Source organism: Streptomyces sp. NPDC002328, from assembly GCF_042890065.1.
Taxonomy (GTDB): Bacteria; Actinomycetota; Actinomycetes; order Streptomycetales; family Streptomycetaceae; genus Streptomyces.
In genome coordinates this window covers 299,028-312,526 of the sequence record NZ_JBIARQ010000001.1, presented here as the reverse complement: position 1 = coordinate 312,526, position 13,499 = coordinate 299,028, and the positions used below count along the sequence as shown (strand labels likewise).

General features: G+C 72.4%; 16 protein-coding genes. 10 read left to right on the top strand and 6 right to left on the bottom strand.

What is annotated here, in order from left to right:
* Positions 1–473 precede the first annotated feature (473 nt).
* The 4 genes from ybaK to ACFYX4_RS01440 form a co-directional block, all read right to left on the bottom strand.
* Entirely contained in the window at positions 474–977 is a 504-nt protein-coding gene (ybaK, locus tag ACFYX4_RS01455; protein ID WP_389323926.1) for a Cys-tRNA(Pro) deacylase, read from the bottom strand.
* 21 nt (positions 978–998) lie between these two features.
* Positions 999–1,739: an LON peptidase substrate-binding domain-containing protein gene (locus ACFYX4_RS01450; protein WP_389323923.1), complete on the bottom strand. Its 741-nt coding sequence runs from the start codon at positions 1,737–1,739 to the stop codon at positions 999–1,001.
* An 11-nt stretch (positions 1,740–1,750) separates the two neighbouring features.
* Positions 1,751–2,788 (bottom strand): hypothetical protein, encoded by a 1,038-nt coding sequence (locus tag ACFYX4_RS01445; protein ID WP_389323920.1) that lies wholly within the window; start codon positions 2,786–2,788, stop codon positions 1,751–1,753.
* Positions 2,789–2,901: 113 nt separating this feature from the next.
* Positions 2,902–4,479 (bottom strand): oxidoreductase, encoded by a 1,578-nt coding sequence (locus ACFYX4_RS01440; RefSeq protein WP_389323917.1) that lies wholly within the window; start codon positions 4,477–4,479, stop codon positions 2,902–2,904.
* Between the two features lie 183 nt (positions 4,480–4,662).
* Between ACFYX4_RS01440 and hisD the strand changes: the two genes are divergently transcribed.
* Genes hisD through hisF form a run of 8 tightly spaced genes read left to right on the top strand, consistent with a single transcriptional unit; the run spans position 4,663 to position 10,374 of the window.
* Entirely contained in the window at positions 4,663–6,003 is a 1,341-nt protein-coding gene (gene hisD, locus ACFYX4_RS01435; protein WP_389323914.1) for a histidinol dehydrogenase, read from the top strand.
* Positions 6,000–7,109, top strand: a complete 1,110-nt coding sequence (locus ACFYX4_RS01430) for a histidinol-phosphate transaminase (protein ID WP_389323911.1) — start codon at positions 6,000–6,002, stop codon at positions 7,107–7,109. Before hisD ends, ACFYX4_RS01430 begins: the two co-directional genes overlap by 4 nt.
* The gene (hisB, locus tag ACFYX4_RS01425) at positions 7,106–7,699 is read left to right on the top strand and encodes an imidazoleglycerol-phosphate dehydratase HisB (RefSeq protein ID WP_019328035.1); all 594 of its coding nucleotides are present in this window, start codon (positions 7,106–7,108) and stop codon (positions 7,697–7,699) included. The genes ACFYX4_RS01430 and hisB overlap by 4 nt, the downstream gene beginning before the upstream one ends.
* A gap of 3 nt (positions 7,700–7,702) precedes the next feature.
* Positions 7,703–7,867, top strand: coding sequence for a hypothetical protein (locus ACFYX4_RS01420; protein WP_389323908.1), 165 nt, complete (start codon positions 7,703–7,705; stop codon positions 7,865–7,867).
* Entirely contained in the window at positions 7,858–8,508 is a 651-nt protein-coding gene (gene hisH / locus ACFYX4_RS01415; protein ID WP_389326662.1) for an imidazole glycerol phosphate synthase subunit HisH, read from the top strand. The genes ACFYX4_RS01420 and hisH overlap by 10 nt, the downstream gene beginning before the upstream one ends.
* On the top strand, positions 8,505–9,230 hold the full coding sequence (priA, locus tag ACFYX4_RS01410) for a bifunctional 1-(5-phosphoribosyl)-5-((5-phosphoribosylamino)methylideneamino)imidazole-4-carboxamide isomerase/phosphoribosylanthranilate isomerase PriA (RefSeq protein WP_389323905.1): 726 nt from the start codon (positions 8,505–8,507) through the stop codon (positions 9,228–9,230). Before hisH ends, priA begins: the two co-directional genes overlap by 4 nt.
* Positions 9,227–9,622 carry a RidA family protein gene (locus ACFYX4_RS01405; RefSeq protein WP_389323902.1) on the top strand — a complete coding sequence of 132 codons (396 nt, stop codon included), beginning with the start codon at positions 9,227–9,229 and terminating at the stop codon, positions 9,620–9,622. Before priA ends, ACFYX4_RS01405 begins: the two co-directional genes overlap by 4 nt.
* A complete protein-coding gene (gene hisF, locus ACFYX4_RS01400; RefSeq protein WP_389323900.1) occupies positions 9,619–10,374 on the top strand; it encodes an imidazole glycerol phosphate synthase subunit HisF in 756 nt (251 codons plus the stop codon). Before ACFYX4_RS01405 ends, hisF begins: the two co-directional genes overlap by 4 nt.
* Before the next feature lie 34 nt (positions 10,375–10,408).
* Here the strand turns inward: hisF and ACFYX4_RS01395 are convergent, their stop codons facing one another.
* Together ACFYX4_RS01395 and ACFYX4_RS01390 are read right to left on the bottom strand one after the other, a co-directional pair.
* Positions 10,409–10,807 (bottom strand): VOC family protein, encoded by a 399-nt coding sequence (locus ACFYX4_RS01395; RefSeq protein WP_389323898.1) that lies wholly within the window; start codon positions 10,805–10,807, stop codon positions 10,409–10,411.
* Between the two features lie 11 nt (positions 10,808–10,818).
* Entirely contained in the window at positions 10,819–11,454 is a 636-nt protein-coding gene (locus tag ACFYX4_RS01390) for a TIGR03085 family metal-binding protein (RefSeq protein WP_389323895.1), read from the bottom strand.
* Positions 11,455–11,593: 139 nt separating this feature from the next.
* Here ACFYX4_RS01390 and hisI point away from each other — a divergent pair, with 139 nt between their 5' ends.
* Positions 11,594–11,998: a phosphoribosyl-AMP cyclohydrolase gene (hisI, locus tag ACFYX4_RS01385; protein ID WP_389323892.1), complete on the top strand. Its 405-nt coding sequence runs from the start codon at positions 11,594–11,596 to the stop codon at positions 11,996–11,998.
* Between the two features lie 11 nt (positions 11,999–12,009).
* The gene (locus ACFYX4_RS01380; protein ID WP_389323889.1) at positions 12,010–13,497 is read left to right on the top strand and encodes an anthranilate synthase component I; all 1,488 of its coding nucleotides are present in this window, start codon (positions 12,010–12,012) and stop codon (positions 13,495–13,497) included.
* The last annotated feature ends 2 nt before the right edge of the window (positions 13,498–13,499 follow it).

Below are 13,499 nucleotides of genomic sequence, written 5' to 3'. Positions count from 1 at the left end.
ACCTATGCCCACCCACCACCCGACTCGCTTGGGAGAAAGGGGCGGGCGGGCCGACTCGCTCGGGGGAAGGGAGGCCGACTCGCTTGGGAGAAGGGGCGGGTGGCTCGCTTGGGGAAGAGGGGCGCGCTCGCTCGGGGAAGAGGGGCGCGCCCGCTCGGGGAAAGGGGCGGCCGACTCGCTCGGGAAAGTGGCGGCCCGCTTGCTCGGGAAGCGGGCCGGGCGGCTCGCTCGGGGAAGAGGGGCCCGCTCGCTCGGGGAAAGGGGCGACGGGCTCGCTTGGGAAAGTGGCGGCCCGCTTGCTCGGGAAGCGGGCCGGGCGGCTCGCTCGGGGAAGAGGGGCGCGCTCGCTCGGGGAAAGGGGCGGCCGACTCGCTCGGGAAAGTGTCGGCCCGCTCGCTTGCTCGGGAAGCGGGCAGGGCGATTCGCTCGGGAAAGGGGGCCGGCTTGCTCGGGTGAGGGGTCGCCGGTTCAGGTTACGTGCGGCCGATTGGGGCCAGGACCGCCTCGGTGAGTTCGGCTAGGGCGGTGGGGGAGAGTTCCACTTCCAGGCCCCGTCGGCCCGCCGAGACGCAGATCGTCGTGTGGGCCTTCGCCGAGTCGTCGAGGACCGTGGGCAGCCGCTTGCGCTGGCCCAGCGGTGAGATGCCCCCGCGGACATAGCCCGTGGTGCGCTCCGCCAGCGCCGGGTCGGCCATCGCCGCCCGCTTGCCGCCCACCGCCGACGCGAGCGCCTTGAGGTCCAGCGAGCCCGCGACCGGCACCACCGCCACCGTCAGCGCCCCGTCGACGTCCGCGACGAGGGTCTTGAAGACCCGGTCGGGGGAGACGCCCATCGCCTCGGCCGCCTCCTCGCCGTAGGAGGGGTGGTTCGGATCGTGGTCGTAGGCGTGGACCGTGAAGTCCACGCCCGCGGCCGTCAGGGCCACCGTGGCGGGCGTCCCGCCGGACTGCTGCTGCTTCTTCGCCTTCTTCGCCATGCGCGCCTTCCGGGAGTGACGTCAGTTGAGACTCGTCGGCCCGCGCGTGAGGTCCGCCGCGGGCAGCGACGGCAGGCTGCGCAGGATCGCCGTCTCCGTGCGCAGCAGCTTCAGCTCGTCCCGCAGCCGAGAGGCGGTGTCCGGGGCCTGGAGCAGCCGTTGCTTGGTCGGCGTGTCCAGCATCATCGCCGCCGCCACCAGGTACGACACCACCGAAGGCTCGTCCGGCAGATCCGCGCCGGTGGCGAGCGACCGCTCCCGGGCGCCCGCCAGCCGCTTCTGGTACTGCCGAAAGGCCCGCAGCACGCCCTCCGCGAGCGCGCCCGCCTCGTCGCCCTGGTCCTCCGGCAGCTCCTCCAGCTCCGCCGTGAGGAACGCGCCCGACGACTCCACCGACAGCAGCCGCGCCCGGGTCGTCCCGGTCGCCAGCACCTCGAAGGTGCCGTCGGCCCGCTCCCGGATCGTCGCCGCGTCGGCCACGCAGCCGACGCCGTGGAACGCCTTGGCGGGATCCTCGCCGAAGCCGGCCGCCGGCCCGCGCTGGGGCAGCGCCGTCGGGTCGGGCATGCCGGGTGCGCTGGGCGCCACTTCGTGGCCGTCGCGGATGGCGACGACGGCGAAGCGGCGCGATTCCTCCTCTGGCGTCTTCAGAAGATCGCGCATCAGGGCGCGATAGCGCTCCTCGAAGACGTTGAGCGGGAGCACTAGCCCCGGGAACAACACCGAGTTCAGGGGGAAGAGCGGCAGCCGGACGGTGGTCACGGCGCAGAAGCCTAGTGGTCCCCGGGGTGCGCGCGTTCCCCGTGCCCAGTCCTTGGATGCCCCGGAGGCTGCCCCGACGGCCCCGCGCACACGGACTCGCGCACCGCGAGGAAGTGTCCGAGCGGGTCGTCCGACAGCCGGCCCCAGGGGAAAGAGGTGGCGTACGGGCCGATCAGACGCAGTTGGGCGAGGGCGTCCTCGCGGCGGCCGAGGCGGACCAGGACGTACGTCAGGAGGTTGCGGATCTCGGCCGTCCAGGGATCGGAGGCCGGAAAACGCGCCGAGAGGACGGCCGCGCGGTCGGCGGCGTCGTCGAGCCGGGCGCGCGGCACCTCGGGACCGCAGCCGTCGGTCAGGTACGCGAAGGCCGCGCGGACCGGCAGCGCCTGGACCAGCGAGCCCGCCGGGGCGTCCTGGGCGGCCCGGTCGGCGAAGTCGAAGCACTCGCGGTGGGAGCCGTGCCAGGACTCGGCGAGATAGCGCTTGGCGGCCACATGGCAGCCGTAGTGGTGCGGGGCGCGCCGGACGGCGGCCTCCCACAGCTCGCCGAAGTACTTGTGCCCGGCTCCGGTCCCGCGCGCGTGGTCCAGGGCTATCCGCCACGGCACCGGGTCGCGGACGTCGCTCTGCGCGGCCGCCGTGATCAGCGGGCTGACCTCGCGCAGCAGCTCGGCCCGCGCGGGCGAGCGCCAGGCGCGGTCCACCGCGAGCTGGGCGGCCACCAGCAGGACGTCGGGATCGCGTGGAGCGGCGGCCCGCCACTCCTCGAACCATTCGGGGCGGGAGCGCGCGAACGAGGCGAGGCGGGTCGCGTACCGGTCGCGGTACTCCCACTCGGCCCGTTCCCGGGTGTCGGCCAGCAGGGCGGCGGCGGTCCCGTACGCGCCCAGCCCGGCCGCGACCAGCGCGGGTCCGAGACGGTCGTCGGGCACGTCGAGGAGCACCTCGTCGTCGGCGGGGAGCCCTGCGAGGAGGTGGGGGGCTGTGTTCCGCGCGCGCCGGGACGTCGCCGTCCTGGGGGCACGGATGAAGGGGGGCAGCAGAGCCATGGTTTTGCCATTGAAAAGCCGCAGCTCGGGGATGCGCCAGAGGGCAGGGGCAGTCCGTAAAAAGTTGTACGACGCCAGGTCAAGGGACGGTAAAGGCCGACCACTCGCAGACGTCACCCGCGGCGGAGCATCCGGGTCGCCCCCGCCGCCACCGTCGTCGCCAGGATCCAGCCCAGGAGGACCATCGACGCCTGGACCCACTGCCAGCCGCCGTGCAGACGCCACTGGCCGGTCTGGCCGAGGTCGATCACGGGCAGCAGCAGGTCCAGGGCGAACAGGGCCGGGTTCCAGGGCGGGTGGCCCTGGGGATTGACCGGCGGATGGTCGGCGTGCGCGAAGGCGAGGGAGCTCGCCGCCCACAGCACCGCCATCCACACCGCCGCCCGGCCGGGCCGGTACCCGTAGGCGACGGTCCAGTCCTGCGCGTACCCCCAGAGCTTCGCCGCCGGCGGCAGCGTCTCGCGGCGGCGGCGCTGCTTGGCGAGCAGCACCTCGCGCGCGTCCTCGTCCTCGCCGCCCGCCCGCAGCACCGCCGCCAGCCGCTCGTACGGCTCGGGGTTGTACTCGGCGGTCGCGGCGGCCACCCACCCCAGCCGCTCGGCCAGCGGGAACGGACCCTGCGGCACCAGATTCTCGTATGTGAAGCCGCCCATGTGCAGATTGCCCGGGTCCGGCCAGGCCGCCGCGCGGTCCACCAGGTTGACCACCCGCGCCCCCGACAACACCACCTTGCCGCGCTGCGGCTTCTCCCCGAGGAAGCGCAGCTCGGGCGTCTGCACCCGGCGCAGCGACAGCTCCTGCTCGTCGGTGAGGTCGAACCGGGCCCGCTCCAGGTCGACGGCGTCCCCGAACCGCCCGTCGTCCAGCCGCACCCCGCCCCGGCACTCGAAGCGCTGGACGCGCGTCCCGCGCGCGGGGGTCGTGCCGCTCAGCGCCAGGCCGCCGACGCCGGCCGGGGTCAGATAGATCGACCGCTCCACGGTCAGCTGCGGCGCGTTGAGCGCGAACCGGGTGTACGGGTTGGTCAGCCGGGCCCCGCGCAGGCTCAGCGAGACGCCGATCTTGGCGCTGCGCAGCCTCAGCTCGCCGTGCGACTCCAGCAGCTCTGCCTGGAGGTCCTGGCCGACGGTCAGCCCGTCGGCGGCGATCGAGCGACCCGTGCGGTCGCGGTAGACGATCGCCTGGTTGAGCAGCAGGTCGGTGCCGATGTGCGCGTCGGTGAGCCGGACGCCGTTGTGGAAGCGGCAGCGCGGCAGATGCAGATCGCCCTCCGTCTGGAGCCGCGCCGCCTCCAGTCGGGGCACCGAGCAGTCCACCATGCGCAGCGTCGTCACCCGCGCCTCCGGCAGCAGCACGTCCCGATCGAACCGGCACCGTCTGAGCTCGACGTACGGCTCCACCGTGCCGCCCGCGAGGTCGAGCGCGCCGCTGATCCGCACGCCGACCAGCTTCAGCGAGGACACCCGGCCCGCGAGCGCGGGCGGCCCGGCCAGCAGCAGCCAGGCCACGATCCGCGCCCGCACGGTCCGCTCCTCGCCCCACGGATGGCCCCCGTGCGGATCGTCGACGACCGTGTCGCCGCTGCTCAGGTCGTACACGCTGCCGTTGCGGAAGGCCTGCCACATGCCCGCCTCGGCCGCGGTCAGGTCCTCCGGCACGTCCCCGGCGTGGACGCCGGCCCCCTCGGTCACGCTGTTCCGTCCCTCCTGCCGCTTCCCGCTGCTCGCGGCCCACCGTTTCGCACAACCGTTCATGCCCGCCGGTGACCCCGTGAACGCAACGAGTGAGGGTGATCTTCCGGATCCGGCCACGTTCTGTATCAGCCATTGATACGCGCGAACACCCCCCGATTCCGGTCTGAGAGAATTGACGATGTGCTGCAACATTCCTTCCTGGCCCGAATCGATCTGCGCGGCGACGCCCTCCCCGAGGGACCCGCCCTGCGCGACCTGCTGCCCCGAGCCGACTTCGACGTCTCGGCCGCCCTGGAGAAGGTGCGTCCGATCTGCGAGGCCGTGCATCATCGGGGCGACGCGGCGCTGATCGACTTCGCCGAGAAGTTCGACGGGGTCAGGCTCGACCGGGTGCGGGTGCCCGCCGAAGCCCTCACGCGCGCGCTGGAGGAACTCGACCCGGCCGTGCGCGCCGCCCTGGAGGAGTCGATCCGCCGCGCCCGCCTCGTGCACCGCGCACAGCGCCGCCAGACGCACACGACCCAGGTCGTGCCGGGCGGCTCCGTGACCGAGAAGTGGGTTCCGGTCGACCGCGTCGGGCTGTACGCGCCGGGCGGACGGTCGGTCTACCCGTCCTCCGTCGTGATGAACGTCGTCCCGGCCCAGGAGGCCGGCGTCGGGTCCATCGCGCTCGCCTCCCCGGCGCAGGCCGACTTCGGCGGTCTGCCGCACCCGACGATCCTCGCCGCGTGCGCGCTGCTCGGCGTCGACGAGGTGTACGCGGCCGGCGGCGCGACCGCCGTCGCGATGTTCGCCCACGGCACCGAGTCCTGCCCGCCCGCCGACATGGTCACCGGCCCCGGCAACATCTGGGTCGCCGCCGCCAAGCGCTACTTCACCGGCAAGATCGGCATCGACGCCGAGGCCGGCCCGACCGAGATCGCGATCCTCGCCGACTCCACGGCCGACCCGGTGCACGTCGCCGCCGACCTGATCAGCCAGGCCGAGCACGACCCGCTGGCCGCCGCCGTCCTCGTCACCGACTCCGTCGAGCTGGCGGACGCGGTGGAGAAGGAGCTGGAACCGCAGATCGCGGCCACCCGGCACATCGACGACCGGATCGTTCCCGCGCTCAAGGGCCGGCAGTCCGCGATCGTCCTCGTCGACGGCGTCGACGAGGGCCTGCGCGTGGTCGACGCCTACGGCGCGGAGCACCTGGAGATCCAGACGGCCGACGCCGCCGCCGTCGCCGACCGCGTGCGCAACGCGGGCGCGATCTTCATCGGCCCCTGGGCCCCGGTCTCCCTGGGCGACTACGCGGCCGGCAGCAACCACGTCCTGCCCACCGGCGGGTGCGCCTGCCACTCCTCGGGCCTGTCCGTCCAGTCCTTCCTGCGCGGCATCCACATCGTCGACTACACGCGCGAGGCGCTGGCCGAGGTCGCGCACCACGTGGTCACGCTCGCGGAGGCGGAGGACCTGCCCGCCCACGGCGCGGCTATCAAGGCAAGGTTCGCCTGGAAGGTACCGACGAGCAAGTGAGCTTCCGAATCGACGATCTTCCCGTACGGGACGAGCTGCGCGGCAAGTCCCCCTACGGCGCGCCCCAGTTGGACGTCCCCGTACGGCTGAACACCAACGAGAACCCCTACCCGCTGCCCGAGCCGCTGGTCGAGCGGATCGCCGAGCGGGTGCGCGAGGCGGCCCGGAACCTCAACCGCTACCCGGACCGGGACGCCGTCGAACTGCGCACCCGGCTCGCCGAGTACCTCACGGACACCTCCGGGTACGAGGTGGGCCTCGCCCATGTGTGGGCGGCCAATGGCTCCAACGAGGTCATCCAGCAACTGCTCCAGACCTTCGGCGGGCCCGGCCGCACCGCGATCGGCTTCGAGCCGTCGTACTCGATGCACGGCCTCATCGCGCGCGGCACCGGCACCGGATGGATCTCCGGACCGCGCCACGACGACTTCACCATCGACGTCGCCGCGGCCCGCGAGGCGATCGCCGAGCACCGGCCCGACGTCGTCTTCGTCACCACCCCCAACAACCCCACCGGCACCGCCGTCCCGGCCGAGACCGTCCTCGCGCTGTACGAGGCCGCGCAGGCCGCCAAGCCGTCCATGGTGATCGTGGACGAGGCCTACGTCGAGTTCAGCCACGGCGACTCGCTGCTGCCGCTGCTCGAAGGTCGGCCGAATCTCGTCGTCTCGCGGACGATGTCGAAGGCCTTCGGCGCGGCCGGACTGCGCCTCGGCTACCTCGCCGCGCACCCGGCCGTCGTGGACGCCGTGCAGCTCGTCCGGCTGCCGTACCACCTCTCGGCCGTCACCCAGGCGACCGCCCTGGCCGCCCTGGAGCACACCGGCACGCTGCTGAAGTACGTCGAGCAGCTGAAGACGGAACGGGACCGCCTGGTGAGCGAACTGCTGGAGCTCGGCTACGAGGTGACCGCCTCGGACGCCAACTTCGTGCAGTTCGGCCGGTTCGACGACGCCCACGCCGTCTGGCGGAAGATCCTCGACCGGGGCGTCCTGGTCCGGGACAACGGCGTCCCCGGGTGGCTGCGGGTCACCGCCGGCACGCCCGAAGAGAACGACGCGTTCCTCGACGCGGTCCGCGCAATCAAGAAGGAGCAGGGTTCATGAGCCGGGTTGGACGCGTGGAGCGCACGACCAAGGAGACGTCCGTCCTGGTCGAGATCGACCTCGACGGCACCGGGAAGACCGACATCGCCACCGGCGTCGGCTTCTACGACCACATGCTCGACCAGCTCGGCCGGCACGGTCTGTTCGACCTCACCGTGAAGACCGACGGCGACCTGCACATCGACTCCCACCACACCATCGAGGACACCGCGCTCGCCCTGGGCGCCGCCTTCAAGCAGGCCCTCGGCGACAAGGTGGGCATCTACCGCTTCGGCAACTGCACGGTCCCGCTGGACGAGTCCCTCGCCCAGGTCACCGTCGACCTCTCCGGCCGCCCCTACCTCGTGCACACCGAGCCCGAGAAGATGGCGCCGATGATCGGCGAGTACGACACGACGATGACCCGGCACATCCTGGAGTCCTTCGTCGCCCAGGCGCAGATAGCGCTGCACGTGCACGTGCCCTACGGACGCAACGCGCACCACATCGTGGAGTGCCAGTTCAAGGCGCTGGCCCGGGCCCTGCGCTACGCGTCCGAGCGCGACCCGCGCGCGGCGGGCATCCTGCCCTCCACGAAGGGCGCCCTGTAGACCATGACCGGACTGTCGACCCTGCTGATCGTCGTCGGCCTCTTCCTCGCCGGCGGCGTCTACTCCTTCGTCAAGCAGCAGATGCCGAAGAGCCTGATCGTGCTGCTCTCCATCGGCGCCGCGATGTGCCTCGTCGCGGGCGTCATGCGGCTGGAGGTCTGGAATTGAGCACCGCAACCAAGAAGGTCGTGGTCTTCGACTACGGCTTCGGCAACGTCCGCTCCGCCGAACGCGCCCTCGCGCGCACCGGGGCCGACGTGGAGATCACCCGCGACTTCGACACGGCGATGAACGCCGACGGACTGCTGGTGCCGGGCGTCGGCGCCTTCGCCGCCTGCATGAAGGGCCTGCGCGAGGCGCGCGGCGACTGGATCGTCGACCGCCGGCTGTCCGGCGGACGCCCGGTGATGGGCATCTGCGTCGGTATGCAGATCCTGTTCGAGCGCGGCATCGAGCACGGCGTGGAGACCGAGGGCCTCGACGAGTGGCCCGGCGCGGTCGAGCCGCTCAAGGCCGAGATCGTCCCGCACATGGGCTGGAACACCGTCGACGCCCCCGCCGACACCCAGCTCTTCGCCGGCCTCGACGCCGACGCCCGCTTCTACTTCGTGCACTCCTACGCCGTCCACGACTGGACCCTGGAGTCGCGCAACCCGGCGATCCGGGCCCCCAAGGTGACCTGGACGACGCACGGCGAGCCGTTCGTGGCCGCCGTGGAGAACGGCGCCCTGTGGGCCACGCAGTTCCACCCCGAGAAGTCCGGCGACGCCGGAGCCCAGCTCCTCACCAACTGGATCGGAACCCTGTGAGCAAGCTCGAACTCCTCCCCGCCGTCGACGTCCGCGACGGCCAGGCCGTCCGCCTGGTGCACGGCGAGTCCGGCAGCGAGACCTCCTACGGCTCCCCCCTGGAGGCCGCCCTCGCCTGGCAGCGGTCGGGCGCCGAGTGGCTGCACCTGGTCGACCTGGACGCCGCGTTCGGCACGGGGGACAACCGGAAGCTGATCGCCGAGGTCGCCGCGGCGATGGACATCAAGGTGGAGCTGTCCGGCGGCATCCGCGACGACGACACGCTCGCCGCCGCCCTCGCCACCGGCTGCAAGCGCGTCAACCTCGGCACGGCCGCCCTGGAGACGCCCGAGTGGGTCGCCAAGGTCATCGCCGAGCACGGCGACAAGATCGCCGTCGGCCTCGACGTGCGCGGCACGACCCTGCGCGGCCGGGGCTGGACCCGCGACGGCGGCGACCTCTACGAGACGCTGGACCGGCTGAACAAGGAGGGCTGCGCGCGCTACGTCGTCACCGACATCGCCAAGGACGGCACCCTCCAGGGCCCCAACCTGGAGCTGCTGCGCACCGTGTGCGCCGCGACCGACCGCCCGGTCGTGGCCTCCGGCGGCGTGTCCTCCCTCGACGACCTGCGCGCCATCGCCGCGCTCGTGCCGCTCGGTGTCGAGGGCGCGATCGTCGGGAAGGCGCTCTACGCGAAGGCGTTCACCCTCGAAGAGGCCTTGGAGGCGGTAGCCCAGTGAGCGATCTGCGACGCGTTACGACCGGCGCGCCCTGGGAGGAGACCTTCGGGTACTCCCGGGCGGTGGAACTGCCCAACGGCTTGGTGCTCGTCTCCGGCTGCACGTCGATAGTGGACGGCCAGATCGCCGGCGGCGGCCCCTACGAGCAGACGGTCAACGCCTTCAACGTCGCCCTCTCGGCCCTGGCGGAGCTGGGCCTCGGCCGCGACGACGTCGTGCGCACGCGCATGTACCTCACCCACGCGCGGGACGTGGACGACGTCGGACGCGCCCACAAGGAGCTGTTCGACACCGTCCGCCCCGCCGCATCCATGATCATCGTCTCCGGCTTCGTGGACCCCAGCCTGGTCGTCGAGGTCGAGGTGGAGGCGTTCCGAGGAGCCCCCGCATGACCCTGGCCGTACGAGTCATCCCCTGCCTGGACGTGGACGCCGGCCGGGTCGTCAAGGGCGTCAACTTCCAGAACCTGCGCGACGCGGGCGACCCCGTCGAGATGGCCAAGGTGTACGACGCCGAAGGCGCCGACGAGCTGACGTTCCTGGACATCACCGCCTCCTCGGGCAACCGCGAGACCACCTACGACGTGGTGCGCCGCACCGCCGAGCAGGTGTTCATCCCGCTCACCGTCGGCGGCGGGGTGCGCACCCCCGAGGATGTCGACAAGCTGCTGCGGGCCGGCGCCGACAAGGTGGGCGTGAACACCGCGGCGATCGCCCGCCCGGAGCTGATACAGGAGATCGCCGAGCGCTTCGGCAGCCAGGTGCTGGTCCTTTCGGTGGACGCCCGGCGGACCCCTTCCGGGACCTTCGAGGTGACCACCCACGGCGGCCGCAAGGGCACCGGCATCGACGCCGTCGAGTGGGCGCACCGGGCGGCCGAGCTGGGCGCGGGCGAGATCCTGCTCAACTCGATGGACGCCGACGGCACCAAGGACGGCTACGACCTGGAGATGATCACCGCCGTCCGCAAGCACGTCACGCTCCCGGTCATCGCCTCCGGCGGGGCCGGCCGCCTCGCCGACTTCTCCCCGGCCGTCGAGGCGGGCGCGGACGCGGTCCTCGCCGCCTCCGTCTTCCACTTCGGCGACCTGCGCATCGGCGAGGTCAAGCAGTCCCTCCGGGAGGCGGGCCACCCCGTTCGCTGACCCATGGGCCGAAGGGGGCCGGGGCGGCTGGGGCCTACCCCTTCGGCTGGGCCAGCTGCACGAAGTTGCCGACCGTGTCGTCCAGCACGGCCGAGATCACCGGACCCTGCTCCTGCGGCTCCTGCGCGAAGCGGACGCCGAGCCCCCGCAGCCGCTCGAACTCCGCCTGGACGTCGTCCACGGAGAACACGATGCACGGCAGCGCCGCCTCCCGCAGCGCCGCTCGGTACGGCTCCGCGATGGGGCCCTGGCCGGGCTCCAGCAGCAGCTGGAGATCCCGCTGGGCCCCCTCGGGCGCGCCCACGGTGACGAACAGGGAGCCGCCCCCGAGGTCCATGTGCATACGGGTCTCGAAGCCCAGCACCTCCGTGTAGAACGCGTGCGCCTTCGCGACGTCGTCGACGTACACGCTCGTCATGGCGACCTTGATCACGGCCGGTCCTCTCAGATCCCGAGCTGCTTGCCGCCGTGCAGCTTCGTGATCGCGTCGTCGTCGCCGGCCAGGTCCACCTGGGCGGCGTTCTGCCGGCCGTACAGGAACAACAGCAGCTCCGACGGCTCGCCGGTCGCCGTCACCACCGGGGTGCCGCGATTGGCGACCGCCGTACGGCCGTCCGGGCGGCGCAGCACCAGACCGGTCGCGGCGGAGCGGCCCATCAGCCGGGCCGTGCGCTCCATCCGCGACCACAGGGCGTCCTGGAAGACCGGGTCGAGCTCGCGCGGCGACCACTGCGGCTGCGCACGGCGCACGTCCTCGGTGTGGACGTAGAACTCGATCGTGTTGGACGCCTCGTCGATCTGCTTCAGCTGGAAGGGCGAGAAACGCGGCGGACCGGTACGGATCAGCTGGATGAGCTCCTCGTACGGCTTGGCGGCGAACTCCTCCATCGCCTTGTCCAGCCGGGACGCCAGCTGCTTGATCAGCAGCCCCCCGGCGGCGTCGGGCCGACGCTCGCGGACCACCACGTGCGCGGCGAGATCGCGGGTCTGCCAGCCCTCGCACAGGGTCGGCGCGGTCGGACCCGCGGTTTCCAAGAGGTCGGCGAGCAGGAGCCGTTCACGCTTGGCGAAAGTCGACATGCAGTCAGCCTACGACCACGTACGAGGTCCGCCCACCCGTCTCCCGACCACCGCCCCTCATGGAGGCCTTCCAGGCCGCTCCTGCTCATCCAGTGGACACCGCCCCGAGACCGCTCGTGCCGCGCGGCACAATGGCCCCATGACCAGCACGCCTCCGCCCAGCAGCCTCGACCCGGAGATCGCCGCGCGCCTCAGGCGCAGCCCCGACGGGCTCGTCCCCGCCATCGCCCAGCAGTACGACACCGGTGAGGTGCTCATGCTCGGCTGGATGGACGACGAGGCGCTGCACCGCACCCTCACCACCGGCCGCTGCACCTACTGGTCGCGCAGCCGCAGCGAGTACTGGGTCAAGGGCGACACCTCCGGCCACTTCCAGTGGGTCAAGTCCGTCGCCCTCGACTGCGACGCCGACACCGTGCTCGTCAAGGTCGACCAGGTCGGCGCCGCCTGCCACACCGGCGCCCGCACCTGCTTCGACGCCGACGTGCTGCTGAAGGACGCCGATTCCGGCACAGCGTCCGGCACCCCCCGCTCGGATCAGTAAGGTCTGCCGCCATGGACCTCGAGACGTTCCGCAAGCTGGCCACCGACCGCCGGGTCATCCCGGTCACCCGCAAGCTCCTCGCCGACGGCGACACCCCCGTCGCGCTCTACCGCAAGCTCGCCGCCGAGCGCCCCGGCACGTTCCTGCTGGAGTCCGCGGAGAACGGCCGCACAGCGTTCCAATGGTCTCGGTACTCCTTCGTGGGCGTGAGGTCCGCCGCGACCCTCACCGCCCGCGACGGCCAGGCCCACTGGCTCGGCACCCCGCCCGTCGGCGTCCCCGTCGACGGCGACCCCCTCGCCGCCCTGCGCGCCACCATCGAGGCCCTCCACACCCCCCACCAGGACGGTCTGCCGCCCTTCACCGGCGGCATGGTCGGCTACCTCGGCTACGACATCGTCCGCCGCCTGGAGAAGATCGGCCCCGGCGAGCGCGACGACCTGAAACTGCCCGAGCTGACCATGCTCCTCACCAGCGACCTCGCCGTCATGGACCACTGGGAGGGCTCCGTCCTGCTGATCGCCAACGCGATCAACCACAACGACCTCGACACGGGCGTCGACGAGGCCCACGCGGACGCCGTGGCCCGCCTCGACGCCATGGAGGCGGACCTCTCGCGCGCGGTGGCCCAGCCCCCGGCCGTCCTCCCGCCCTCCGAACTCCCCGAGTACTCCGCGCTGTGGGGCGGCCCCGACTTCCAGGCAGCCGTCGAGGACGTCAAGGAGCGCATCCGCGCGGGCGAGGCCTTCCAGGTCGTCCCCTCCCAGCGCTTCGAGACGCCGTGCACCGCGAGCGCGCTCGACGTCTACCGCGTGCTGCGCGCCACCAACCCCTCCCCGTACATGTACCTGTTCCGCTTCGAGGGGTTCGACGTCGTCGGCTCGTCCCCCGAGGCGCTGGTCAAGGTCGAGGACGGGCGGGCCATGGTCCACCCCATCGCCGGCACCCGGCACCGCGGGGCCACCCCGCAGGAGGACCAGGCCCTCGCCGACGAACTGCTCGCCGACCCCAAGGAGCGCGCCGAGCACCTCATGCTCGTCGACCTCGGCCGCAACGACCTCGGGCGGGTCTGCGAACCCGGCTCGGTCGAGGTCGTCGACTTCATGTCCATCGAGCGGTACTCGCACGTCATGCACATCGTCTCGACGGTCACCGGGCGGGTCGCCCGGGGCCGCACCGCCTTCGACGTCCTCACCGCCTGCTTCCCCGCGGGCACCCTCTCCGGCGCGCCCAAGCCCCGCGCCATGCAGATCATCGACGAACTGGAGCCCTCCCGCCGCGGTCTGTACGGCGGCTGCGTCGGCTACCTCGACTTCGCCGGCGACTCCGACACCGCCATCGCCATCCGCACCGCCCTGCTGCGCGACGGCACCGCCTACGTCCAGGCCGGCGCCGGCATCGTCGCCGACTCCGACCCGGTCGCCGAGGACCAGGAGTGCCGCAACAAGGCGGCCGCGGTCCTGCGCGCGGTCCACACGGCCAACCGGCTGGGCGGGTAGGC